This window comes from Variovorax sp. UC74_104 (genome assembly GCF_044055375.1).
Taxonomy (GTDB): domain Bacteria; phylum Pseudomonadota; class Gammaproteobacteria; order Burkholderiales; family Burkholderiaceae_C; genus Variovorax.
In genome coordinates, this window is record NZ_CP171978.1 from 3,662,089 (window position 1) to 3,683,005 (window position 20,917).

The following is a 20,917-nucleotide window of genomic DNA, read 5'->3' on the forward strand; positions in this document are numbered from 1 at the left end:
GGCTCGGTCCCGTGGGAACTCCGCCTTTCGCTTTCTTCGGCAGTCGAGCGGCTGGCGGCCCCTCAGCTCCCTCCGAACCAGTTGTAGCCCTGGTCTTCCCAGTAGCCACCGGAATAGGTGTTGGTGACGAACATCGCCTTGATGTGCTTCGGGTTCTTGTAGCCAAGCTTGGTCGGCATGCGCAGCTTCATCGGAAAGCCGTACTTGGGCGGCAGCGGCTGGCCGTCGTAGCTCAGCGCCAGGAGCGTCTGCGGGTGCAGCGCGGTGGGCATGTCGATGCTGGTGTAGTAGTCGTCCGCGCACTTGAAGCCGACGTACTTCGCCGTCAGGTCGGCGCCGATGTGGCGCAGGAAGTCGGCAAAGCGCACGCCGCCCCACCTGCCGATGGCGCTCCAGCCCTCCACGCAGATGTGCCGCGTGATCTGCTCCTGCTGCGGCATCGCGCGCAGCTCGGCGAGCGTCCAGGCGTGCCTGTCGGCGACCATGCCGGTCACTTCCAGCTTGTAGCTGGCCTCATCGACCTCCCGCACCTCGTCTTCGCCGTAGTAGGCGTTGAAGGGGAAGGGGCGAGTGATCTCGGCCTCGGTGTACGTGGGGGCGAGCTGCGTGGGGCTGAAGATCAGGCCCTGCACCTTGTCGTTGAGGCGCGAGATCTTCGTGAGCGCGGCTTCCACTTGCGCGTTGTCGCTGATGCTGCAGCCGGTGAGCAGCGAGAGGCCGCCGAGGGTCAGCGAACGCCGCAGGAACGCGCGGCGCGAGGGCTCGTCGAGCTTCTTCGAGATCAGCGTGCGGGCTTCGCGCAGCACGGCGTCGCCGTCGATGCCGCTCAGGGTGGGGGCTTTGAAGATTTTCATCGGGCTTCCGGCTTGCCGCCGCGGATCATGGTGAGGAGCGTGCGGGGCACCAGGGCCACCATCACGAGGTGCACGACGACGAAGCCGACGATCGCGGCCATGCCGAAGAAGTGGACGCGCCGCGCCGACTCGTAGCCGCCCATCAGCTCCCGCAGCACCGGGAACTGCACCGACTTCCACAGCACCAGGCCCGAAAGCACGATCACGATCAGGTCGAGCATCACGAACAGGTAGGCCAGCTTCTGCACGCTGTTGTAGTGGCGCGGGTCGGCATGCGAGAGCTTGCCCTTGAGCGCGGCCAGCGCGTCCTGCAGCACGCCTCGCGGCGTGAGCGGAAAAAACTTCGTGGCCAGCCTGCCGGTGGCGATGTTCATGAACAGGTAGAACAGCCCGTTGGCCACCAGCAGCCACATCGCCGCGAAGTGCCACTGCAGCGCGCCGCCGAGCCAGCCTCCGAGCGTGACCACGGTCGGGATGGTGAAAGGGAAGAAGGGCGCCGCGTCGTAGATGCGCCAGCCGCTGGTCACCAGGAGCACCACGGCCAGCGCATTGAGCCAGTGCGAGATGCGCATCCACAGCGGATGCACCGGACCGGCCTTGGCCGGTGCGGCGGGAGGGGCGATGGCTGTCGTGCTGTTCATGGGACGGATTGTTCGGCGCACCCCATGGCCGATTCATCACGCAAAGTTCAATTAATCGTGATAACTCCGCCGCCCGGATGGCGGGACAATGGCGCCACCATGGACACTGCCAAGCGCGTGCTGATCGTCGAGGACGACGCCCACATTGCCGAACTTCTGCGCATGCACCTGCGCGACGAGGGCTACGCCATCGAGCATGCCGCCGACGGCCATGCCGGCCTGCGCGAGCTGGAGCGCGGCAACTGGGACGCGCTGGTGCTCGACCTGATGCTGCCCGGCATCGACGGCCTCGAAATCTGCCGCCGCGCCCGCGCGATGGCTCGCTACACGCCGATCATCATCATCAGCGCCCGTTCCAGCGAGGTGCACCGCATCCTCGGGCTGGAGCTGGGCGCCGACGACTACCTGGCCAAGCCCTTCTCGGTGCTGGAGCTCGTGGCGCGCGTGAAGGCACTGTTGCGGCGCACCGACGCGATGGCGCGCAACGCACGCATGGACTCGGGCAGCCTCACGCTGGGCAACCTCGACATCGAACCGCTGGCGCGCGAGGTGCGCGTGGACGGCAAGCCGGTCGAGCTCACGCCGCGCGAGTTCGATCTGCTGTACTTCTTCGCGCGCAACCCCGGCAAGGTGTTCTCCCGGCTCGACCTGCTCAACCAGGTCTGGGGCTACCAGCACGACGGCTACGAGCACACCGTCAACACGCACATCAACCGGCTGCGCACCAAGGTGGAGGCCGATCCGGCGGAGCCGAAGCGCATCCTCACGGTGTGGGGGCGCGGCTACAAGCTGTCGGCCGGCGGCAGCGGGGAGGACATGGCGTGATGGCCTGGGCCACGCTGTCGCGGCGGCTCTCCGCCGTGTTCGCGGTGCTGCTGCTGGTGTGCAGCGGCGCCTCGGTGTGGCTGCAGATGCGTTCCAGCGGCGTCCACGAGCAGGAGGTCATCCAGCGGCTGTCGCTCGGGCTCGCGGCGCACATCGCGGAGAACTCCGAGCTCATGAAGTCCGGCGGGCTCAACCAGGCGGGGGTGAAGGACCTGTTCGACAAGCTCATGGCCGTCAACCCGAGCGTGGAGGTCTACCTGCTGGGGCTGGACGGCAGCATCAAGGCGCAGGCCGCGCCACCCGGGCAGCTGAGGCGCAACCGGGTCGGGCTGGAGCCGGTGCGCAAGCTGCTCTCGGGCGCGCCGCTGCCCATTGCGGGCGACGATCCACGCAGCCTCACCGCGTCCAAGGTGTTCAGCGCCGCGCCGCTGCGCATGGACGGGCGAGAGGTTGGCTACGTCTACGTGGTGCTGCAGGGCCAGGACCATGACGCGCTGGTCGCCAGCGGGGCGACCGACACCGTGTTGCGCGCCACGCTGTGGTCGATGGGGCTGGTGGCGCTGCTCGGGCTGCTGGCGGGCCTTGCGGCGTTCCGCCTCATCACCCGGCCGCTGCGCGAACTGACCGCGGCGGTGAAAAGATTCGAGACCGAGGGCATCGATTCGCTCGAGGGCGAGGCGCCCACGCTGGAGCGGCTTTCGCGCGGCAACGACGAGATCGCCCAGCTGGGCCAAGCCTTCGCGCAGATGACGCGGCGCATCGCCGAGCAGTGGCGCGAACTCACGCTTCAGGACCAGCAGCGCCGCGAACTCTTCGCCAACATCTCGCACGACCTGCGCACGCCGCTCACCTCGCTGCACGGCTACCTGGAAACGCTGCTGCTGAAGGCCGGCACGCTCAGCGACGAGGAGCGGCGGCGCTACCTCGAGATCGCCCTGGGCCAGAGCCGCAAGGTGGGCCGGCTCGCGCAGGAGGTGTTCGAGCTGGCGCGGCTCGAATACGGCGTGGTCAAGCCCGAGAAAGAGAACTTCGCGCTCGCCGACCTCGTTCAGGACGTGTTCCAGAAGTTCGAGCTGGCCGCGGAGGCGAGGCGCCAGCGCCTGAAGCCCGACATCGCGCCGGGCCTGCCGGTGGTGTTGGCCGACCTCGGCATGATCGAGCGCGTGCTGACCAACCTGCTGGACAACGCGATCCGCCACACGCCGGAGGGCGGCGAGATCGTGGTGCAGCTGCGCGCCGAGAACGGCGGCGTGGCGGTGCAGGTGAGCGACACCGGACCCGGCATTCCCGGCGAACTGCAGAAGGCGCTGTTCATGCGCCCGGTGTTCATGAGCGGCTCGCGCACCGACAGCGCGAGCAGCGGCGGGCTGGGGCTCGTGATCGTCAAGCGCATCCTGCAGCTGCACGACAGCGACATCAGGCTGGTGCAGCAGGCGGACAGGGGCGCGGTGTTCCGCTTCCAGCTGGGCGGGGCGGCGGCGGGCTGAAGGCTCTTCCCGGGGCTGGGCGCCCAAGGCGGTCGATGCTAAAAAAGCGGCGCGACCGACCCTCAGTACAAGGAGACAGCCCGCCATGCCAGCCTTCGACACCGTGCTTATCGACAAGGACCCGCAGCACCCGCGCATCGCGCGCCTGGTGCTCAACCGGCCCGACAAGCTCAACGCCATCGGCGAGACCACGCCCGCCGAGATACGCCGCGCGGTCGAATGGGCCGAGGCCGACGACGAGGTGCACGTGATCGTTGTCGAAGGCGCGGGCCGTGCCTTCTGCGCCGGCTACGACCTCGGCGACTACGCCGAAGGCCATGGCCGCCAGGGCGACGAAGAGCAGGGCGACCATCCCTGCCGCCAGGAGAAGACCCCCTGGGACCCGATGCTCGACTACGCCGCCATGAAGCGCAACACCGACGACTTCATGGCCCTGTGGCGCAGCCGCAAGCCGACCATCGCCAAGGTGCACGGCTACGCGGTGGCCGGCGGCAGCGACATCGCGCTGTGCTGCGACCTGCTGACCATGGCCGACGATGCCCGCATCGGCTACATGCCCACGCGCGTGTGGGGCTGCCCGACCACCGCGATGTGGACTTACCGCCTCGGCGCCATGCGCGCCAAGCAGCTCATGTTCACCGGCGACACCATTCCCGGCACGCAGGCAGCCGAATGGGGCCTTGCGAATTTCTCGGTGCCGGCCGACCAGCTCGACGAGGCCACGACGAAGCTCGCGCTGCGCATCGCCGGCGTGCCGAGCTCGCATCTCATGATGCACAAGCTGGTCGTCAACCAGGTCTGGCATTCGATGGGGCTGGAGCAGAGCCAGATGTTCGCCACCGTGTTCGACGGCATCACGCGCCACAACCCTGAAGGCATGTGGTTCAGGCGGCAGGCCGAGGCCGAGGGTTTCAAGAGCGCGGTGCAGTGGCGCGACAGCGGCCGGCCGATTCCGGAGGGTGACGAGGCGAGGGCGCGCATCGCCGAGCTTGAAGCGAAGCTGGCTGCGCGCGGTTGAGCACCGCGGCTGCGGCGCTCAGCCCTCGCGGCGCGTGACGAGCACCGTGGCTTCCAGGCCCTCGTAGGCCTCGGGGTCGCCGAACCAGCTGCCCGAAATGGGCGCTGCCAGCGAAGGGTCGCGCGCCACGCCCACGCGGATCAGCTGGCCGCTGCCCATCAGGTTGTTGGTGGGGTCGAAGGCGAGCCAGCCCACGCCCGGCAGGTAGGCCTGCAGCCAGGCGTGCGTGGTGCCGGCGCCGGTCATCGAACCCGGCTCGCCCTGGGCCTGCGCGGCGGCGTCGAGCGCCGCGTCATAGAGATAGCCCGAGACGAAGCGCGTCGCGATGCCCAGGCGGCGCGTGGCTTCCATCATCAGCAGCGCGTAGTCGCGGCAGCTGCCGCTGCCCAGCGCAAGCGTTTCGAGCGGCGTCTGCGTGCCTTCCTCGTCGCGGGCCTTGTACTCGAAGCTCTGACCGATGTGCGCGTTCATGCGGGTGAGCACCTCGCGCGTGCTGTTGGGCTTGTCGGTCTGCAGGAACTGGTGGGCCCAGCGGATCAGCGTGCCCTGCTCGTCGTCGTTGTGGTGCGGGCGCAGGTAGTGTTCCAGGTCGAGGCGTTCCTGCACCGAGTAGGCGAAGGGCAGGAACTCGGCGGACGGGTCGAGCGTGAACAAATCACGCTGCGAGGGCGGCACGTGCTCGATGGTGAAGGAGCACACGATGCGCAGCTCGGTGGCTTCGCCCAGCGGCTGCACCAGCGCGACGGAGTTGGAATAAGGATCCTGGATCAGCCGCGTGTTCGCCTCCGGGCTCACCTGCAGGTCGGTGGCGAGCACGCGCAGGTCGTGGCTGTCGCGCGGGCGGAACATGACCCGGTGCAGCCCGAAGCTGACCGGCTGGTTGTAGCGGTAGACGGTGGTGTGCCTGATGTCGTACTGGATGGCCATGCGCCGCATTCTCGTGCCTTCGCGCGGCAAAAAGAAAGGCGGAGAAAAGGTAGGGCGGCGCGTGCGCATGCCGCAGAATCGGCGCCCGCCCGGACCCTTCGTCATCAGGAGATCCTCACCCGCCATGTACTCAGCGACCTTCATCTTCGCCCCCGGGCAGTTCGACGACGAGTTCCACCGCCTCGACCAGACCATCGCCGCCGCCGCGAAATCGCTGCCCGGCTACCTGGGCGAGGAAACATGGGAAAACCCCGGCAACGGCCTGGTGTCGAACGTCTACTACTGGGACTCGCTCGACAGCCTGCAGGCGCTGATCCGGCACCCCGTGCACCAGCAGGCCAAGGCAGCGCAGTCGAACTGGCTCGACGGCTACAGGGTGGTGATATCCGAAGTGCTGCGCACCTACGGCGACAGCCGCATCGACCACATGCTTGCGCCTTCCGGGCAGGACGCCGGCTAGGCAACCGATGCCCGAAGCCTTCAGCCTCGTCCAGGTGCTCGGCGGGCTGGCTATCGGCGTCTTCTCGGGCGCCGTGGGCGGCCTGCTCGGCGTGAGCCCCGGCGGCGCACTGGTGCCCGCGCTGGCGCTGATGCCCGGGCTGGGGCAGCATGAGGCGCAGGCCGTCTCGCTCGCGGCGCAACTGGTGCCGACCGGTTTCGCGGGCTTTCTGCGCTACCGGGTGTCGGGACATGGTGCGTCGTGGCGCACGGTGGCCTGGATCTCGTTCGGCTTCCTGGCCGGAGCCTGGCTCGGCGCCCGAGGCGCCAGCCACGTGGCCGACGCGATGCTGCGCTGGATGTTCGTCGGTTATCTGCTGTTGCTGGCGACGCTTGTCGTGCTGAAGTCGCCCGCGAGGGCCGATGACGGAGCAGAGCTGGCGCAGGAGCCCCGCGGTACGGCCGCGGCGCTGGCGTTTGTGGGTGTGGTGGCCGGGGCATCGTCGGGCCTGCTCGGTATCGGCGGCGGGCTGGCCATCACCGCGCTGCTGACGGTGGCGCTTCGCTACCCGCAGCATCGCGCGCAGGCCGCGAGTCTCGCGGTGAATGCCTTGCCGCTCGCGCTGCCGGCGGTGTTCGTCTATGCGAGCGTGATGAACGGGCTGCCCTGGGTGTTGCTGGGGTGCGTGGTGCTGGGGCTGTGGATCGGCACCGCCGCGGGCGCGCGGCTCGCGACGCGGCTGGACGAGCGGGCGCTGCGCAAATACTTCTTCGTGCTGGTGATCTGCATGGCGCTGCTGATGGCCTGCCGCGCCTTGGGCGCCGCAGGCTGATCAGAGCCGCTGCGTGCCGAGTGCCTTGGCCAGCGTGGCCGGCAGGGGCAGCGGCTCGGCGTGCCATTGCGCGGCCAGCAACTCGGCGCACAGGGCCGCGAAGCTCAGGCCGCGCGAGCCCAGCGCGGTGCAGGCCCAGAGGCCGGGCGCCTCGGCGCCGACAGGGCCGACCAGCGGGCGCCGGTCACCGGATGCGCATCGGATGCCGACCCAGGTGTGGCTATCTCCGTGCTCGAACACACCGGCCAGCGCCCTGGCGGCGTCTGGATGCAGGCGCGCGAGGCGCTCGCGGTTCTCGGCGCTGTCCGCCTCGGTGGGGGCCAGGTCGATGCTGTCGCGGTCGAAGGTGGCGCCGGCCAGCCACATCGGGGCTTCGCCGCGGTCGCCGGACACGTGGGCGACCAGATGGCCGTCGCCGTTGATGGGCGTGACGGGCAGGGGGGCGTTCTCGGGCATCGGGCCCCAGGCGACTTGTCCGCGCACGGGCTGCAAAGGGAGCGCGGGCGCGAAGTGGCCCGATTCGAAGCCGGCGCAGACGACGACGCGATCTGCCTCGACAAGCAGTTCGCCGGCCGAATCGCGCAACTGCCAACTGCCTTCGTCGCGCCGCTCCAGCCGCTCCAGTCGCGCCACCCGGCAACCGCCACGGAATTCGATACCCGGCCGGCGCAGCCATGCGGCGACCAGCCGCTGCGGCTTCACCCAGGCCGCGCGCGAATGCCAGATTGCGGGGGTGTCGGCTGGCAGGCCGGCTGCCGCCAGCTGATCGGCACCGGCGGGCCAAGATTCGTTGGGGCCTTGGTCGCTCCAGCCGGCGGGCACGCGGACATTGCCATCGGGCCGGCGCTCGAGGACGCCGGTGGCGCGCCAGTCGCGTCCTTCTTCCAGCAGCCGCGCGAGTTCGGCGCAGGTGGCACGGATGCCGGCGCGCGTGAGCCGGGAGAGCAGGGCGTCGTCGGGCGACACGTGCGGTGCCAGCATGCCCACCGGAAGCCCCGAGGCGCCGGAGGCGGGCCAGTCGGCCGCATCGAGCACCGTCACCTGCCAGCCGCGCCGGGCGAGGCTGGCGGCCACGGCGGCGCCCGCGAGGCCCGCGCCAACGATCGCGCAGCGGCCGGGTGTTTCGATGCGTTCGGGCGCTGGTTCGCGGCGGCGCACGGTCCAGGCGGGGGCAAAAGTGCCACGCAGGCAGTCGCGCTTCGGCGGCAGGCCCGGGCGCTTCTCGACGACGAAGCCCTGTTGGGCCAGCGCGTCGCGGATCGCCCGCGCGATGGTCCATGTGGCGATGCGCGTGCCCTGGCGCGCAAAGCGCGACGCGGCCTTGAGCGTGTCGGCCGACCACATGGCCGGGTTCTGCTGCGGGCTGAAGCCGTCGAGGAAGATGCTGTCGGCCTCGAAGCGCTGGGCGCGCAGCATGGGTTGCACGTCGCCCACGCACAGCGTGAGCAGCACCCGGCCCTCGTCGAAGGCCAGCCGGTGGAAGCCCGGAAGAAGGCCGTGCCACTGGGCGGCCAGTTCACGGGCAAGCGAAATCAGCTCGGGATAGGCCTCGGCGCCACGCAGCACGTCGCTGGCGGAGACAGGGTGCGCCTCGATCGAGACGAAATGCAGCATGCGCGGCCGCGCCGGGTCGGCGCGCCACGCCTGCCAGGTTGTCAGGAAATTGAGGCCAAGGCCGAATCCGGTTTCGAGAATCCGCCATTGCGGCTGTCCGGCCCAGCCTTCTGGCAGGCCACAGCCGCCCAGGAACACATGGCGAGATTGCGCCAGCGCTCCGGTTTCGGTGTGATAGATGTCGTCGAAGCGCTCGCTCCGGGGAACGCCGTCGGCGCGCCAAGTCACAGGCTCACCCCCAGGCTTCGCGCACTTCGTGTCGCTTCGCCCACCCCCTTCGAGGGGGCAACACCTGCAGCCCGGCAAAGCCGGTTCTGCGGTGTTCCCCGAAGAAGAGTCTGGAGGCAATCGCGCCAGCTAGGGTCAGGGAGCCGAAGGAGGAACGTAGCCCTGCGCCACGTCGGCGCCTTCGCCGAAGAAGTGCTTTTCCATCTGCCGCGCCAGGTACTGGCGGGCGCGCAGATCGGCCAGGTTCAGCCGGTTTTCGTTGACGAGCATGGTCTGCTGCTTGAGCCAGGCGGCCCAGGCTTCCTTGCTGACGTTTTCCCACAGGCGCTTGCCCAGATCGCCGGGATAGGGCGGGAAGTCGAGACCTTCGGCCTCTTTGCCGAGCTTGATGCACTGGACCATGCGTGCCATTTCGATTGCCTTTTTTGTACGGAAAAGTGGGGAGACGGGGAAAAGCGGGGGATGGCGCTTAGTTGATTTGGCTATTTAGAACTGAAAACTTGGTCGTTCCAGTTTCTATATGTCGTATTGAGAATACGCAGCTTCATCGATATGCCTTTTCAGAGCAAGACACCATGAGCCTTCGCCGCGACTTTATCAAGCTTTCCCTGGGTGCCGGCGTGGCCGGTGCCATGGCCCTTTCGGCATTGCCGGCGTTGGCCCAGGGTCCCGTGACGCTGCTGAACGTCTCCTACGACCCGACGCGCGAGCTCTACGTCGACTACAACCAGGCCTTCGCCAAGTACTGGAAGGCCAAGACCGGGCAGGACGTGACGATCAAGCAGTCGCACGGCGGCTCGGGCAAGCAGGCCCGCTCGATCATCGACGGCATCGACGCCGACGTGGCCACCCTGGCGCTGGGCGGCGACGTCGACGCGCTCGTCTCGCACGGCGGCCTGGTCAAGGCCGACTGGCAGAAGCGCCTGCCGCACAACTCCGCGCCCTACACCTCGACCATCGTGTTCCTGGTGAAGAAGGGCAACCCCAAGGGCCTGAAGGACTGGGACGACCTGGTCAAGCCCGGCGTGCAGGTGATCACGCCCAACCCCAAGACCTCGGGCGGCGCCCGCTGGAACTACCTGGCCGCGTGGGAATTCGCCAAGCGCAAGTACGGCGGCGACGCGAAGGTCAAGGAATACATCGGCAACCTGTTCAAGAACGTGCCTGTGCTCGACACCGGTGCGCGCGGCGCGACCATCACCTTCGTGCAGCGCGGCGTGGGCGACGTGCTGCTGGCCTGGGAGAACGAAGCCTTCCTGGCGCTGAAGGAATTCGGCCCCGAGAAGTTCGAGATCGTGGTGCCTTCCATCTCCATCCTGGCCGAGCCCAGCGTGGCGGTGGTCGACAAGGTCGTTGACAAGAAGGGCACGCGCGCCGTGGCCGAGGAGTACCTGAAGTACCTGTACTCCGACGAAGGCCAGGACATCGCCGGCCGCAACTTCTACCGCCCGACCTCCGAGAAGGCCAAGGCCAAGTACGACAAGCAGTTCCCCAAGCTCACGCTGGTGACCATCGACCAGGCCTTCGGCGGCTGGGCGAAGGCCGACAAGGAGCACTTTGCCGACGGCGGCTCCTTCGACCAGATCTACGCTCCTAAACAGAAGTAACCCCCCAGGCTGCGCGCACTTCGTGTCGCTTCGCCCGCCCCCCTGCTGGGGGCGGGCCGGCCGCTTCGGGCGGCCGTGCGCGGCGGTCCCTGCGAATTCGCGCTCTTTTTCATCGAACTGAGGTTTTCCGTGTCCGTTCTCCTGATTGCCGGCAGCCCCACGGCCCCGTCCCGCTCCACCGCCTTGCTCGACGCGGTGGGCGAGCGGCTGGCCCAGCGCCACGCGCGGATCGAGCGGCTCGCCGTTCGCGAACTGCCGGCGCAGGCGCTGCTTCTGGCCGAGTGGAACCACCCGGCCATCGAACGGGCGATCGCGCAGGTGGCGGCTGCCCGCGTGATCGTGGTGGCCACGCCGGTCTACAAGGCGGCCTACAGCGGCCTGCTCAAGGTCTTCCTCGATCTGCTCTCGCAGAACGCGCTCAAGGGCAAGACGGTGCTGCCGCTGGCCACCGGCGGCAGCCCGCACCACATGCTCGCGCTCGACTATGCGCTGCGGCCCGTGCTGCAGTCGCTGTCGGCGCGCCACATCCTGCCGGGCGTGTACGCCAGCGAATCGCAGATCGCGCTGACGCCCGAGAACGCCTACCAGGTGCACGCCGACCTGGCCGAGCGACTCAACGAGGCCGTCGAAGTGCTGGCCACCGAAGGCCTGAAGCTGCCTGCCACGCACGGCTTCGAGCCGGTGCCATTTTCCCGCGTGCGATGTAGCGTCTGACGAGCGGGCTCGCCTTCGAGCCCGGCTCCCCGCCAGACCCGTCACCGTCCCTTTTTCTGAAGCTGCATGTTTGCGGCGAGGGGACAGCTTTGCCTGAAGTTTTTGCAGACCAAGGAATCCACGCATGAACCCCGTCGCAACCGAAGACCCCGTGCTCGAAGTGCCGCCGCGCTCCTTCTGGCGCGGCCTGCGCGATCTGCTGATCAGCGCCATCGTGGTCAGCGCCATCGCGCTGATCGTCAGCTTCATCTCCGCCGCCTCGGCGCATGCACAGGGGAGCCCGGGTAAGGGCGAGCTGCGCATCGGCTATCAGAAGTCGGCCAGCCTGTTCGTGTTGCAGAAGGCGCAGGGCACGCTGGAGAAGAAGCTCGCGCCGCTGGGCTTCGGCGTGAAGTGGGTCGAGTTTCCGGCCGGTCCGCAGCTGCTCGAAGGGCTGAACGTGGGCGCGGTCGACGTCGGCTATGTCGGCGAGGCGCCGCCCATCTTCGCGCAGGCCGCGGGCGCCAAGTTCGTCTACTTCGGCTACGACCCGGCCGCGCCGCGCGCCGAGGCCATCCTGGTCGCGAAGGATTCGCCCATCAAGTCCGTCGCGGACCTGAAGGGCAAGAAGGTCGTGCTCAACAAGGGCAGCAACGTGCATTACCTGCTGGTGAAGCAGCTCGAGAAGAACGGCCTGAAGCTTTCCGACATCCAGCCCGTGTACCTCGCGCCCGCCGACGGCCGCGCCGCCTTCGAAAGCAGGAACGTCGATGCCTGGGTGATCTGGGACCCGTTCCAGGCCGCGGCAGAGAAAGCCACCGGCGCGCGCGTGCTGGCCGACGGCACGCCCGAGGTGGTCAACAACTACCAGTACTACCTGGGCGAGCGCGGCTTCGTGAAGAACAACCCGAAGGTCATCGACGCGCTGTTCGCCGACTCGGTGGAGCAGGGCATCTGGCTCAAGAAGAACCTGCGCCAGGCGGCCGAGCTGATCGCTCCGCTGCAGGGCCTGCCGGTCGACGTGGTCGAACTGGCGCTGCGCCGCTACGAGTTCAACGTGAAGCCGATCACCCCGGCCGTCGCGGCCGACCAGCAAAAGATCGCCGACACCTTCTACGCGCTGAAGCTCATTCCCAAGCCCATCAAGGTCAGCGACGCCGTGGTCACGGCGCAGCCCTGAGGCTTCCAACGAATCGGATCGTTCCGGACAACCATGACACGCATCTCCATTCCCCGCCGACGCCTGATCCAGGGCGCGGCCGCCGCCATCGCGCTGCCTTCGTTCGGCGCATTGGCGCAGGCGCCCGCGCGCCAGTTCCGCATCGGCAACCAGAAGGGCTACCTCACGCTGCTCAAGGGCCGCGGCACGCTGGAGAAACGCCTGGCGCCCCTGGGCGTGAGCGTGAAGTGGACCGAGTTCACCGCCGGCCCCGTGCAGCTCGAGGCGCTGAACGTCGGCTCCATCGACTTCGGCGACGTGGGCGAGGCGCCGCCCATCTTCGCGCAGGCTGCCGGCGCGCCGCTGGCCTACGTGGGCGCGACCGTGCCGCGTCCGCAGTCGGAGGCGGTGCTGGTGCCCAAGGGCTCCGCGATCAAGACCGTGGCCGATCTCAAGGGCAAGAAGATCGCGCTCAACAAGGGCTCGAACGTCCACTACTTCATCGTCAAGCTGTTCGAGAAGCACGGCCTCGCGTTCGCCGACCTGAACCTGGTCTACCTGCCGCCCGCCGATGCGCGCGCCGCCTTCGAGAAGGGCTCGGTCGATGCGTGGGTGATCTGGGACCCGTTCCTGGCCGCGGCCGAGAAGTCGCTCGATGCACGCGTGCTGGCCGACGCCACCGGCGTGGTCGGCAACCGCGCCTACTACTTCTCCTCGCTCGACTATGTGGCGAAGAACGCCGACGTGCTCGCCATCGCGATCGAGGAACTCAACAAGATCGACGTCTGGGGCGCCGCCAACAAGGGCGAACTGGGCGGCGAGCTGGCCACGCTCTGGGGCCTTCCGAAGCCGGTGGCGGAACTGGTGGTAAACCGCTGGGCCTACGGCACCGCGCCGATCACCAAGGCCATCCTGGGCGAGCAGCAGAAGATCGCCGACACCTTCTTCGAGCTGAAGCTGATCCCGAAGAAGATCAACGTGCTCGAAGCAGCCGGCGCGGGAGTCGCGTGATGCAGATCTTCTGGTTCCTCCCCACGCACGGCGACAGCCGCTATCTCGGCACGAGCGAGGGCGCGCGCCCCATCGACCTGGCCTACCTGCAGCAGATCGCTGGCGCGGCCGACAACCTCGGCTACGAGGGCGTTCTGATCCCGACGGGCCGCTCCTGCGAAGACCCGTGGGTCATCGCTTCCAGCCTGATCGGCGCGACCAAGAATCTCAAGTTCCTGGTGGCGGTGCGCCCCGGGCTGCACCAGCCTAGCCTGGCCGCGCGCATGGCCGCGACATTCGACCGGCTCTCGGGCGGGCGGCTGCTGGTGAACCTGGTGACGGGCGGCGACCAGGCCGAGCTCGAAGGCGACGGCGTGTATCTGGACCACGCATCGCGCTACGAGCAGTCGGCCGAGTTCATCCGCATCTGGCGCGAGATCATCGCGCGCAGCCATGACGGGCAGTCTTTCGACTACGACGGCAAGCACCTGAGCGTGAAGGGCGCGAAGCTGCTCTACCCGCCGGTGCAGAAGCCGTATCCGCCGGTGTGGTTCGGCGGCTCCTCGGCCGCTGCGCACGACCTCGCCGCCGAGCAGGTCGACGCGTACCTCACCTGGGGCGAGCCGCCCGCCGAAGTTGCAAAGAAGATCGCCGACGTCCGGGCGCGTGCCGAGCGCAATGGCCGCAAGGTCGAGTTCGGCATCCGCCTGCACGTGATCGTGCGCGAGACTGAAGACGCCGCCTGGAAGGCCGCCGAGGAACTCATCAGCCGCGTGGATGACGAGACCGTGATCCGCGCGCAGGCCGCCTTCGCGCGCATGGATTCGGAAGGGCAGCGCCGAATGGCCGCGCTGCATGCGGGCGGTGCCAAGCGCTCGCGCGCCGATCTGGAGATCGCGCCGAACCTCTGGGCCGGCGTGGGCCTGGTGCGTGGTGGTGCCGGCACGGCCTTGGTGGGCGATGCGAAGACGGTCGCGGCCCGCATCGAGGAGTACGCGGCGCTTGGCCTCGACAAGTTCATCCTGTCGGGCTACCCGCATCTCGAAGAGGCCTACCGCTTCGCCGAGTTGGTGTTCCCGCTGCTGTCGCGAAAGGCGAAGACGCAACTGGCCGGCGGCTCGCTGAGCGGGCCCTTCGGCGAGGTCGTCGCCAACCTCGACGCGCCTTCGCGCCTCGTTTCCCAAAGCTGAAGGATCGCCATGACTGAACAGGTCCAGGAACTGCCGGCGGTCGTGCCGGCCGAGGAGGTGGGCAGCAGCGCGTTCAAGGCCTTCGCGGTCAACGTCGCGAAACGGCTGGTGCCATGGCTGGTGCCGGTGGGGCTCATCGTCTTCTGGCAGATCGCCTCGTCGCTGGGCTGGCTCAGCACGCGCGTGCTGCCGGCGCCCATCGACGTGGTGAAGGCTGCGTGGAACCTCACGGTTTCCGGCGAGCTGTGGACGCACGTGAAGGTCAGCGCGGGCCGTGCGCTCGCGGGGCTGGCCATCGGCGGCGGGGCGGGGCTGGTGCTGGGGCTGCTGACGGGCTCGGTGAAGTTTGCCGAGACGCTGCTGGACTCCACCATCCAGATGGTGCGCAACATTCCGGCGCTGGCGCTGATTCCGCTGGTGATCCTGTGGTTCGGCATCGACGAGTCGGCCAAGCTGTTTTTGATCTCGGTGTCGGTGTTCTTCCCGATCTACCTGAACACCTTCCACGGCATCCGCAACGTCGATCCGCAGCTCATCGAGATGGGCCGCACCTATGGCCTCTCGCGCTGGCAGCTGTACCGCGAGGTGATCCTGCCGGGCGCGCTGTCGTCGATCCTGGTGGGGCTGCGTTTCTCGCTGGGCCTGATGTGGGTGATCCTGATCGTGGCCGAGACCATCTCGGCGCAGGCCGGCATCGGCTACCTCACGATGAACGCCCGCGAGTTCCTGCAGACCGACATCGTGCTGGTGGGCATCCTGCTGTACGCGCTGCTGGGAAAGCTGGCCGACCTGTTCGCGCGCGGCCTGGAGCAATGGTGGCTGCGCTGGCACCCCGGCTACCAGAAGAAGGCGAAGTGAGGGCAGGGCAATGACGCATTCATCGATCTCCCGCCGCGCAGCCATCGCGACGCTTGCAGCGCTCGGCTCCGGCGCAGTATTCGCGCAGGGCGTGGCCAGCCGGCCCGCCACGGTGCGTGTCGGCTATCAGAAGTCTTCGACGCTCATCGCCGTGCTGAAGGCGCAGGGCGTGTTAGAGAAGCAGCTCGCGCCGCTGAACGTCACGCTCAGCTGGCACGAGTTCACCAGCGGCCTGCCGCTGCTGGAGGCGCTGAACCTCGACAACCTCGACATCAGCGCCGACGTGGCCGACACCGTACCGGTGTTCGCCCAGGCTGCCGGCGCCGATCTGACCTTCCTGGCGCAGGAGGCGCCGTCGCCCTCGGCGCAGGCCATCGTGGTGCGCGAGGACTCGCCGATCAAGACCGTGGCCGACCTCAAGGGTAAGAAGGTCGGCTTCGCGAAGGCGGCCGGCGCGCACTACCTGCTGATCGCCGCGCTCGACAAGGCCGGCCTCTCGTTCAAGGACGTCGAGCCCGCCTACCTCACGCCCGCCGACGGCCGCGCCGCTTTCGAGAAGGGCGCGATCGACGCCTGGGTGGTGTGGGACCCGTTCCTCGCCGCGGCACAGCGCCAGTCGAAGGTGCGCGTGCTGGCCGACGGCGCGGGCATCGCGTCGTACCAGCGCTACTACCTCGCGAGCAGCAAGTTCGCGAAGGCGCGGCCCGACGTGCTGCGCGTGGTCTATGCAGAGCTGGAGAAGACCGGCAAGTGGGTCAAGCAGAACCCGAGGGAGGCGGCCACGCTGCTCGCGCCCGTGTGGGGCCTGGACGCCGCGACCATCGAGCAGGCCAACGCCCGCCGCAGCTACGCGGTGCGGCCGGTGGTGCCCGAGGCGCTGGGCGAGCAGCAGCGCATCGCCGATGCGTTCCTCGCCGAGAAGCTGCTTCCCCGAAAGATCGATGCGCTCAACGTGGCGCTGTTCAAGCCAGGAGCCTGAAGACATCATGAGTGCCGTCCTCAAAGACATCCAGACCCGGCCCCAGCCGCAAGCCATTGCCGGCGGCGTGCGCCTGGAGGCGCGCAACCTGCACAAGCGCTACGGCGCGCGCGAGGTGCTGCGCAACACCCGACTGACCATCGAGCCGGGCCAGTTCATCGCCATCGTCGGGCGCAGCGGCTGCGGCAAGAGCACGCTGCTGAGGCTCATCGCGGGCCTGGAGGAGCCGAGCTCCGGCGGCCTCTACACCGACGGCAAGGCCGTGCACGGCCTGCACGACGACACGCGCATCATGTTCCAGGAGGCGCGCCTTCTGCCGTGGCGGCGCGTGCTCGACAACGTGACGCTGGGCCTGCCCAACGACGCCAAGGCGCGCGGCAAGGAAGTGCTGGCGCAGGTCGGCCTGGCCGATCGCGAGAACGAATGGCCGGCGCGCCTCTCGGGCGGCCAGCGCCAGCGCGTGGCCCTGGCGCGCGCGCTGGTGCACCACCCGCGCCTGCTGCTGCTCGACGAGCCGCTGGGCGCGCTCGACGCGCTCACGCGCATCGAGATGCACCGCCTCATCGAGAACCTGTGGCAGCGCCATCGCTTCACCGCGCTGCTGGTCACGCACGACGTGCAGGAAGCCGTCGCGCTGGCCGACCGCGTGATCCTGATCGAAGACGGCCGCATCGCGCTCGACGAGAACATCGCGCTGGCACGGCCGCGCTCGCAGGGCGACCCGGCCTTCGCCGCGATCGAAAAACGAATCCTCGACAGGGTGCTGCAGAAGTCCGAAGAGACCGATGCCGAGAGCACCGACGCCAGCTGGCTCGCCACCCCTGCGCATGCATTGCGCTGGGCGATCTGACGAGCCTCTTCATCCATCAGCCCATTTGAAAGGCAGTCGCATGTCGCAGAACTGGAAATTCGAAACCCTGTCGGTCCACGCCGGCTACTCGCCCGACCCGACCACCCGCGCCGTGGCGCCGCCCATCTACCAGACGGTGGCCTACGCCTTCGACAGCGCCCAGCACGGCGCCGACCTGTTCGACCTGAAGGTGCCGGGCAACATCTACACCCGCATCAACAACCCGACGCAGGACGTGCTGGAGCAGCGCGTGGCGGCGCTCGAAGGCGGCATTGCCGCGCTCGCGCTGGCATCGGGGCAGGCGGCGGTGACCTACGCGATCCAGACCATCGCCGAGGCCGGGGACAACATCATCAGCAGCACGGCACTCTACGGCGGCACCTACAACCTGTTCGCCCACACGCTGCCGCAGTTCGGCATCACCACGCGCTTCGCGGACCATCGCGATCCTTCGAGCTTCGAGAAGCTCTTCGACGAGCGGACCAAGGCCGTCTTCGTCGAATCGCTGGGCAACCCGGCGGGCAACGTGACGGACATCGCGGCCATCGCCGAGATCGCGCACCGCAACGGCGTGCCGCTGATCGTCGACAACACCGTGCCTTCGCCGTACCTGAGCCGGCCCATCGAGCACGGTGCCGACATCGTGGTGCACTCGCTCACCAAGTACCTCGGCGGCCACGGCACCAGCATCGGCGGCGCGATTGTCGACTCGGGCAAGTTCCCGTGGGCCGAACACAAGCAGCGCTTCAAACGCCTGAACGAGCCCGACGTGAGCTACCACGGCGTGGTCTACACCGAGGCGCTGGGCCCGGCCGCCTACATCGGCCGTGCACGCGTGGTGCCGCTGCGCAACACGGGCGCGGCCATCTCGCCGTTCAACGCCTTCCAGATCCTGCAGGGCATCGAGACGCTCGCGCTGCGCGTCGACCGCATCAGCGACAACGCACTGCGCGTCGCGCAGCACCTGAAGACGCACAAGGCCGTGAAGTGGGTCAACTACGCAGCACTCGAAGACCACCCCGACCACGCGCTCGCGAAGAAGTACCTCGGCGGCAAGGCCAGCGGCGTGCTGACCTTCGGCATCGGCTCGGGGCGCGAGGGCGGCGCGAAGTTCCTCGACGCGCTGAAGCTCTTCACGCGCCTCGTGAACATCGGCGACGTGCGCTCGCTGGCCACGCATCCGGCATCGACCACGCACAGGCAGCTGTCGCCCGAGGAGCTGGCCCGCGCCGGCGTTACCGAAGACACGGTGCGCCTGTCGGTCGGCATCGAGCACATCGACGACCTGATCGCCGACCTCGACCAGGCGCTGGCGGCGGCATCGAACTGAATCAAAGCTCTCTCCTGAAGCCATGACCACACTGCAATCCATTCCCGAAGCCGCGCTGGACCAACTGTTCCGCAAGGCCCGCACCGTGCACGCGTTCAAGCCCGTGCCCGTGACCGACGAGCTCGTCCACAAGCTCTACGACCTCCTCAAGTGGGGCCCGACCGCCTTCAATGCCCAGCCGGCACGCTACGTGTTCGTGCGCAGCGAGGAGGCCAAGGCGAAGCTGAAGCCGGCCGTGTCGGCGGGCAACACCGCGCAGACGCTGGCGGCAGGCGTCACGGTGATCGTTGCGCACGACACGCGCTTCTACGAGCACCTGCCCAGCCAGTTCCCGGCCTACGACGCCAAGCCGCTCTTCGAGAAGAGCGCCGAGGCCGCGCAGGCCACGGCGTTTCGCAACAGCAGCCTGCAGGGCGCCTACCTGATCCTGGCCGCACGTGCGCTCGGGCTCGACGCGGGACCCCAGTCGGGCTTCAATGCCGACCTGGTCGATAAGGCTTTCTTCCCGGACGGCCGCTACCGCGCGAATTTCCTCGTCAACCTCGGCGTAGCCGACCACGCAGGCACCTTCGAGCGCGGGCCCCGGCTGGCGTTCGACGACGTGGCCGAGATCGTCTGAGCGCTGTTCGCCGTGCTTTTCCTCAACGAATTCCCCAATCAACCTGAAAGAGAACCCATCATGTCCATCCAAGCCATCAACGTCCGCAACCAGTTCAAGGGCAAGGTCCGCGAGATCATCCGCGGCGACGTCGTCTCCGAAGTCGACGTCGAAACCGCCTGGGGCATCGTCACCTCCGTCATCACCACGCGCTCGGTCGACGAACTGCAGCTGAAGGTGGGCTCCGACGTGGTCGCCCTCGTGAAGTCGACCGAGGTTTCGATCGCGAAGCTCTGACGGACCCTCGGGCATCTGCGACGACCCGGCGCTGTAATGGCGCCGGGTTTTTTCGTTTGCGGGGTGTGAGTTTTCAGCGGTTTACAGGCTGCGAGTTCATCGACTGTGCTGAATTCCGGAAATCGTTCGAATCTTTCAAAGACCTGAATGTTCCTTGAAGTCGTCGCCATAGCATGCGCCGCGAAGTCGTGATCCGCACATCGATGCAGAGATCACGACTTCGTCATTGCATTCAAACAGACACTTCAGGGAGGAACCGCATGCTCGTTGAGATTGACGAACATGGAATGATCAGCCACGCACGAGTGAGGCATGCCCGCAGTCCGCAGATCGAACGAGGGAGGAGGGCTGCAGCAATCACCGGCATCGTGGTGCACCAGACGGACGCGGATACTTCGGCGTCTTCTCTGAATAGCTACAAGCGGCCGAAGGCGAACGGGGCGCACTTTCTCATCGACAAGGACGGGACGATCTATCAGACGGCGGCGATTTATCAGAGGACGAATCATGTGGGGCCGTTGAAAGCGCGGTGCTTGGCAACGGGAAAATGCGAACCAGGCGATTTTGCGAAGGTGGGAGTAGAGGGAATGCACCAGATCGAGATGCGAAAACCGCCAGGTGAGCGTTATCCGGGCAATATGGAAGCAATCGGGATCGAGATTGTCGGCAGGGCCCGATTGCCTGTGGGCTTCAAAGCTGTCGGGAAAGAAGCAGAGCTGACGCTCGATGAGTTGCGCGGCAGGCGTGGAATCTATGACGAGCCAACTGCGGCGCAGAATCAGTCGCTCTCGTGGCTTGTCCGTGTGCTTCAGGAGTCGATCCGCATAGGCAATGAGGAGGTTCTTCGCCATCCTCAGGTCAGCCGCAAGAACCCGACAGAGGCCCAGGGGGCGAACTGGAAAATGCAGGTGCCAATGCCATGAAAAGAAGCATCGCTCTCTTGATTCCAGCAGGATTGCTGGTTGCAGCTGCGGTGCTTCCGGTACAAGCGTCGGACAGGCGGTACCCCGTCAGCTATGTACGGAAGGTGGAAATCACAGAGCCTTCGGGTAGAACGGTATGGGAGAACAAGGACTTTCTGGATTGCGACGACGTCGTCTTGACGCAGGAGGATGTTCTTTTTGCCCTGCGGCACATGCGCCGGGTTTCGCGTAGTGCCTATGACCCTGAAAAAACCGACACCACAGGGTGTGAGGGAAGTGCCACTGTTACGTTCAAGAACGGGAACAACCTCGCCATGGGGATTGAACCCAACGGACGGATTCTTGCTCTTGAGTACGACGCAAAGACGAAGGTCGCGGGAAGTCCGACGAGCTTCTACGAGTGCAGCCCCTGCCGAGCCCGCAAGATGGCCCTCCTGAAAGATGCGCTGTACCGCGCAGGCGAGCGAAGGCTGAAGAAGCTGGTCGCCGAAGGTCAGCTGTCTGCGAGCGAAGCGCAGACCCGGCTGAAGAGGGCGCGCGACTCGCGCGACAAGCCCTGAGTGAGGCATCGACCTGGT

The 20,917-nt window shown here is 67.5% G+C and carries 23 protein-coding genes; 18 read left to right on the plus strand and 5 right to left on the minus strand.

What is annotated here, in order from left to right; translation table 11 throughout:
- Positions 1-62: 62 nt before the first annotated feature.
- Positions 63-854: a molybdopterin-dependent oxidoreductase gene (locus ACHMXA_RS17195; protein ID WP_395315927.1), complete on the minus strand. Its 792-nt coding sequence runs from the start codon at positions 852-854 to the stop codon at positions 63-65.
- Positions 851-1,495 carry a cytochrome b/b6 domain-containing protein gene (locus ACHMXA_RS17200; protein ID WP_395315928.1) on the minus strand — a complete coding sequence of 215 codons (645 nt, stop codon included), beginning with the start codon at positions 1,493-1,495 and terminating at the stop codon, positions 851-853. The genes ACHMXA_RS17195 and ACHMXA_RS17200 overlap by 4 nt, the downstream gene beginning before the upstream one ends.
- Positions 1,496-1,594: 99 nt before the next feature.
- On the opposite strand from ACHMXA_RS17200, the gene ACHMXA_RS17205 reads away from it, so the two are divergent.
- From ACHMXA_RS17205 to ACHMXA_RS17215, 3 genes are all read left to right on the plus strand, one after another.
- Positions 1,595-2,320: a response regulator transcription factor gene (locus tag ACHMXA_RS17205; RefSeq protein ID WP_176663848.1), complete on the plus strand. Its 726-nt coding sequence runs from the start codon at positions 1,595-1,597 to the stop codon at positions 2,318-2,320.
- The gene (locus ACHMXA_RS17210; protein WP_395315929.1) at positions 2,320-3,807 is read left to right on the plus strand and encodes an ATP-binding protein; all 1,488 of its coding nucleotides are present in this window, start codon (positions 2,320-2,322) and stop codon (positions 3,805-3,807) included. Before ACHMXA_RS17205 ends, ACHMXA_RS17210 begins: the two co-directional genes overlap by 1 nt.
- A gap of 85 nt (positions 3,808-3,892) precedes the next feature.
- Entirely contained in the window at positions 3,893-4,825 is a 933-nt protein-coding gene (locus ACHMXA_RS17215; RefSeq protein WP_176663850.1) for a crotonase/enoyl-CoA hydratase family protein, read from the plus strand.
- Between the two features lie 18 nt (positions 4,826-4,843).
- Here ACHMXA_RS17215 and ACHMXA_RS17220 read toward each other — a convergent pair whose 3' ends face one another.
- Entirely contained in the window at positions 4,844-5,752 is a 909-nt protein-coding gene (locus ACHMXA_RS17220) for a transglutaminase N-terminal domain-containing protein (protein ID WP_395315930.1), read from the minus strand.
- Between the two features lie 124 nt (positions 5,753-5,876).
- Between ACHMXA_RS17220 and ACHMXA_RS17225 the strand changes: the two genes are divergently transcribed.
- Both ACHMXA_RS17225 and ACHMXA_RS17230 read left to right on the plus strand, forming a co-directional pair.
- Positions 5,877-6,212, plus strand: a complete 336-nt coding sequence (locus ACHMXA_RS17225) for an antibiotic biosynthesis monooxygenase (protein ID WP_395315931.1) — start codon at positions 5,877-5,879, stop codon at positions 6,210-6,212.
- A gap of 7 nt (positions 6,213-6,219) precedes the next feature.
- Entirely contained in the window at positions 6,220-7,023 is an 804-nt protein-coding gene (locus ACHMXA_RS17230) for a sulfite exporter TauE/SafE family protein (protein WP_395315932.1), read from the plus strand.
- On the opposite strand, the gene mnmC is transcribed toward ACHMXA_RS17230, so the two are convergent.
- Both mnmC and ACHMXA_RS17240 read right to left on the minus strand, forming a co-directional pair.
- Positions 7,024-8,865 carry an FAD-dependent 5-carboxymethylaminomethyl-2-thiouridine(34) oxidoreductase MnmC gene (gene mnmC, locus ACHMXA_RS17235; protein WP_395315933.1) on the minus strand — a complete coding sequence of 614 codons (1,842 nt, stop codon included), beginning with the start codon at positions 8,863-8,865 and terminating at the stop codon, positions 7,024-7,026.
- Between the two features lie 135 nt (positions 8,866-9,000).
- Positions 9,001-9,276 (minus strand): oxidative damage protection protein, encoded by a 276-nt coding sequence (locus ACHMXA_RS17240; RefSeq protein ID WP_176663855.1) that lies wholly within the window; start codon positions 9,274-9,276, stop codon positions 9,001-9,003.
- Positions 9,277-9,440: 164 nt separating this feature from the next.
- Here ACHMXA_RS17240 and ACHMXA_RS17245 point away from each other — a divergent pair, with 164 nt between their 5' ends.
- From ACHMXA_RS17245 to ACHMXA_RS17305, 13 genes are all read left to right on the plus strand, one after another.
- Positions 9,441-10,472 (plus strand): sulfate ABC transporter substrate-binding protein, encoded by a 1,032-nt coding sequence (locus ACHMXA_RS17245; RefSeq protein WP_395315934.1) that lies wholly within the window; start codon positions 9,441-9,443, stop codon positions 10,470-10,472.
- Positions 10,473-10,601: 129 nt separating this feature from the next.
- Positions 10,602-11,186 (plus strand): NADPH-dependent FMN reductase, encoded by a 585-nt coding sequence (gene ssuE / locus ACHMXA_RS17250; RefSeq protein ID WP_176663857.1) that lies wholly within the window; start codon positions 10,602-10,604, stop codon positions 11,184-11,186.
- Between the two features lie 124 nt (positions 11,187-11,310).
- Positions 11,311-12,345 carry a sulfonate ABC transporter substrate-binding protein gene (locus ACHMXA_RS17255; RefSeq protein ID WP_395315935.1) on the plus strand — a complete coding sequence of 345 codons (1,035 nt, stop codon included), beginning with the start codon at positions 11,311-11,313 and terminating at the stop codon, positions 12,343-12,345.
- Between the two features lie 33 nt (positions 12,346-12,378).
- Positions 12,379-13,335: a sulfonate ABC transporter substrate-binding protein gene (locus tag ACHMXA_RS17260; RefSeq protein WP_395315936.1), complete on the plus strand. Its 957-nt coding sequence runs from the start codon at positions 12,379-12,381 to the stop codon at positions 13,333-13,335.
- Positions 13,335-14,504, plus strand: a complete 1,170-nt coding sequence (ssuD, locus tag ACHMXA_RS17265; protein WP_395315937.1) for an FMNH2-dependent alkanesulfonate monooxygenase — start codon at positions 13,335-13,337, stop codon at positions 14,502-14,504. Before ACHMXA_RS17260 ends, ssuD begins: the two co-directional genes overlap by 1 nt.
- Before the next feature lie 9 nt (positions 14,505-14,513).
- Entirely contained in the window at positions 14,514-15,362 is an 849-nt protein-coding gene (gene ssuC, locus ACHMXA_RS17270; RefSeq protein ID WP_395315938.1) for an aliphatic sulfonate ABC transporter permease SsuC, read from the plus strand.
- A 10-nt stretch (positions 15,363-15,372) separates the two neighbouring features.
- Complete coding sequence (locus ACHMXA_RS17275) at positions 15,373-16,341, plus strand: aliphatic sulfonate ABC transporter substrate-binding protein (protein ID WP_395315939.1); 969 nt, start codon at positions 15,373-15,375, stop codon at positions 16,339-16,341.
- A gap of 7 nt (positions 16,342-16,348) precedes the next feature.
- Positions 16,349-17,191 (plus strand): ATP-binding cassette domain-containing protein, encoded by an 843-nt coding sequence (locus ACHMXA_RS17280; RefSeq protein ID WP_395315940.1) that lies wholly within the window; start codon positions 16,349-16,351, stop codon positions 17,189-17,191.
- Between the two features lie 40 nt (positions 17,192-17,231).
- Entirely contained in the window at positions 17,232-18,521 is a 1,290-nt protein-coding gene (locus ACHMXA_RS17285; RefSeq protein ID WP_395315941.1) for an O-acetylhomoserine aminocarboxypropyltransferase/cysteine synthase family protein, read from the plus strand.
- Between the two features lie 22 nt (positions 18,522-18,543).
- Positions 18,544-19,140: a malonic semialdehyde reductase gene (locus ACHMXA_RS17290; protein WP_395315942.1), complete on the plus strand. Its 597-nt coding sequence runs from the start codon at positions 18,544-18,546 to the stop codon at positions 19,138-19,140.
- A 60-nt stretch (positions 19,141-19,200) separates the two neighbouring features.
- Positions 19,201-19,416: a molybdopterin-binding protein gene (locus tag ACHMXA_RS17295; protein ID WP_007829250.1), complete on the plus strand. Its 216-nt coding sequence runs from the start codon at positions 19,201-19,203 to the stop codon at positions 19,414-19,416.
- Positions 19,417-19,676: 260 nt separating this feature from the next.
- On the plus strand, positions 19,677-20,339 hold the full coding sequence (locus tag ACHMXA_RS17300; RefSeq protein WP_395315943.1) for an N-acetylmuramoyl-L-alanine amidase: 663 nt from the start codon (positions 19,677-19,679) through the stop codon (positions 20,337-20,339).
- Complete coding sequence (locus tag ACHMXA_RS17305; protein WP_395315944.1) at positions 20,336-20,899, plus strand: hypothetical protein; 564 nt, start codon at positions 20,336-20,338, stop codon at positions 20,897-20,899. Before ACHMXA_RS17300 ends, ACHMXA_RS17305 begins: the two co-directional genes overlap by 4 nt.
- The last annotated feature ends 18 nt before the right edge of the window (positions 20,900-20,917 follow it).

Coding starts and splice junctions, on each gene's coding strand:
- ACHMXA_RS17220 (WP_395315930.1), bottom strand. CDS start 5,752: ATGGCCATCCAGTACGACATCAGGCACACCACCGTCTACCGCTACAAC.
- ACHMXA_RS17230 (WP_395315932.1), top strand. CDS start 6,220: ATGCCCGAAGCCTTCAGCCTCGTCCAGGTGCTCGGCGGGCTGGCTATC.
- ACHMXA_RS17205 (WP_176663848.1), top strand. CDS start 1,595: ATGGACACTGCCAAGCGCGTGCTGATCGTCGAGGACGACGCCCACATT.
- ACHMXA_RS17260 (WP_395315936.1), top strand. CDS start 12,379: ATGACACGCATCTCCATTCCCCGCCGACGCCTGATCCAGGGCGCGGCC.
- ssuD (WP_395315937.1), top strand. CDS start 13,335: ATGCAGATCTTCTGGTTCCTCCCCACGCACGGCGACAGCCGCTATCTC.
- ACHMXA_RS17240 (WP_176663855.1), bottom strand. CDS start 9,276: ATGGCACGCATGGTCCAGTGCATCAAGCTCGGCAAAGAGGCCGAAGGT.
- ACHMXA_RS17290 (WP_395315942.1), top strand. CDS start 18,544: ATGACCACACTGCAATCCATTCCCGAAGCCGCGCTGGACCAACTGTTC.
- ACHMXA_RS17245 (WP_395315934.1), top strand. CDS start 9,441: ATGAGCCTTCGCCGCGACTTTATCAAGCTTTCCCTGGGTGCCGGCGTG.
- ACHMXA_RS17305 (WP_395315944.1), top strand. CDS start 20,336: ATGAAAAGAAGCATCGCTCTCTTGATTCCAGCAGGATTGCTGGTTGCA.
- ACHMXA_RS17300 (WP_395315943.1), top strand. CDS start 19,677: ATGCTCGTTGAGATTGACGAACATGGAATGATCAGCCACGCACGAGTG.
- ACHMXA_RS17195 (WP_395315927.1), bottom strand. CDS start 854: ATGAAAATCTTCAAAGCCCCCACCCTGAGCGGCATCGACGGCGACGCC.
- ACHMXA_RS17210 (WP_395315929.1), top strand. CDS start 2,320: ATGGCCTGGGCCACGCTGTCGCGGCGGCTCTCCGCCGTGTTCGCGGTG.
- ACHMXA_RS17225 (WP_395315931.1), top strand. CDS start 5,877: ATGTACTCAGCGACCTTCATCTTCGCCCCCGGGCAGTTCGACGACGAG.
- ACHMXA_RS17280 (WP_395315940.1), top strand. CDS start 16,349: ATGAGTGCCGTCCTCAAAGACATCCAGACCCGGCCCCAGCCGCAAGCC.
- ACHMXA_RS17275 (WP_395315939.1), top strand. CDS start 15,373: ATGACGCATTCATCGATCTCCCGCCGCGCAGCCATCGCGACGCTTGCA.
- ACHMXA_RS17215 (WP_176663850.1), top strand. CDS start 3,893: ATGCCAGCCTTCGACACCGTGCTTATCGACAAGGACCCGCAGCACCCG.
- ACHMXA_RS17295 (WP_007829250.1), top strand. CDS start 19,201: ATGTCCATCCAAGCCATCAACGTCCGCAACCAGTTCAAGGGCAAGGTC.
- ssuC (WP_395315938.1), top strand. CDS start 14,514: ATGACTGAACAGGTCCAGGAACTGCCGGCGGTCGTGCCGGCCGAGGAG.
- ACHMXA_RS17255 (WP_395315935.1), top strand. CDS start 11,311: ATGAACCCCGTCGCAACCGAAGACCCCGTGCTCGAAGTGCCGCCGCGC.
- ACHMXA_RS17200 (WP_395315928.1), bottom strand. CDS start 1,495: ATGAACAGCACGACAGCCATCGCCCCTCCCGCCGCACCGGCCAAGGCC.
- ACHMXA_RS17285 (WP_395315941.1), top strand. CDS start 17,232: ATGTCGCAGAACTGGAAATTCGAAACCCTGTCGGTCCACGCCGGCTAC.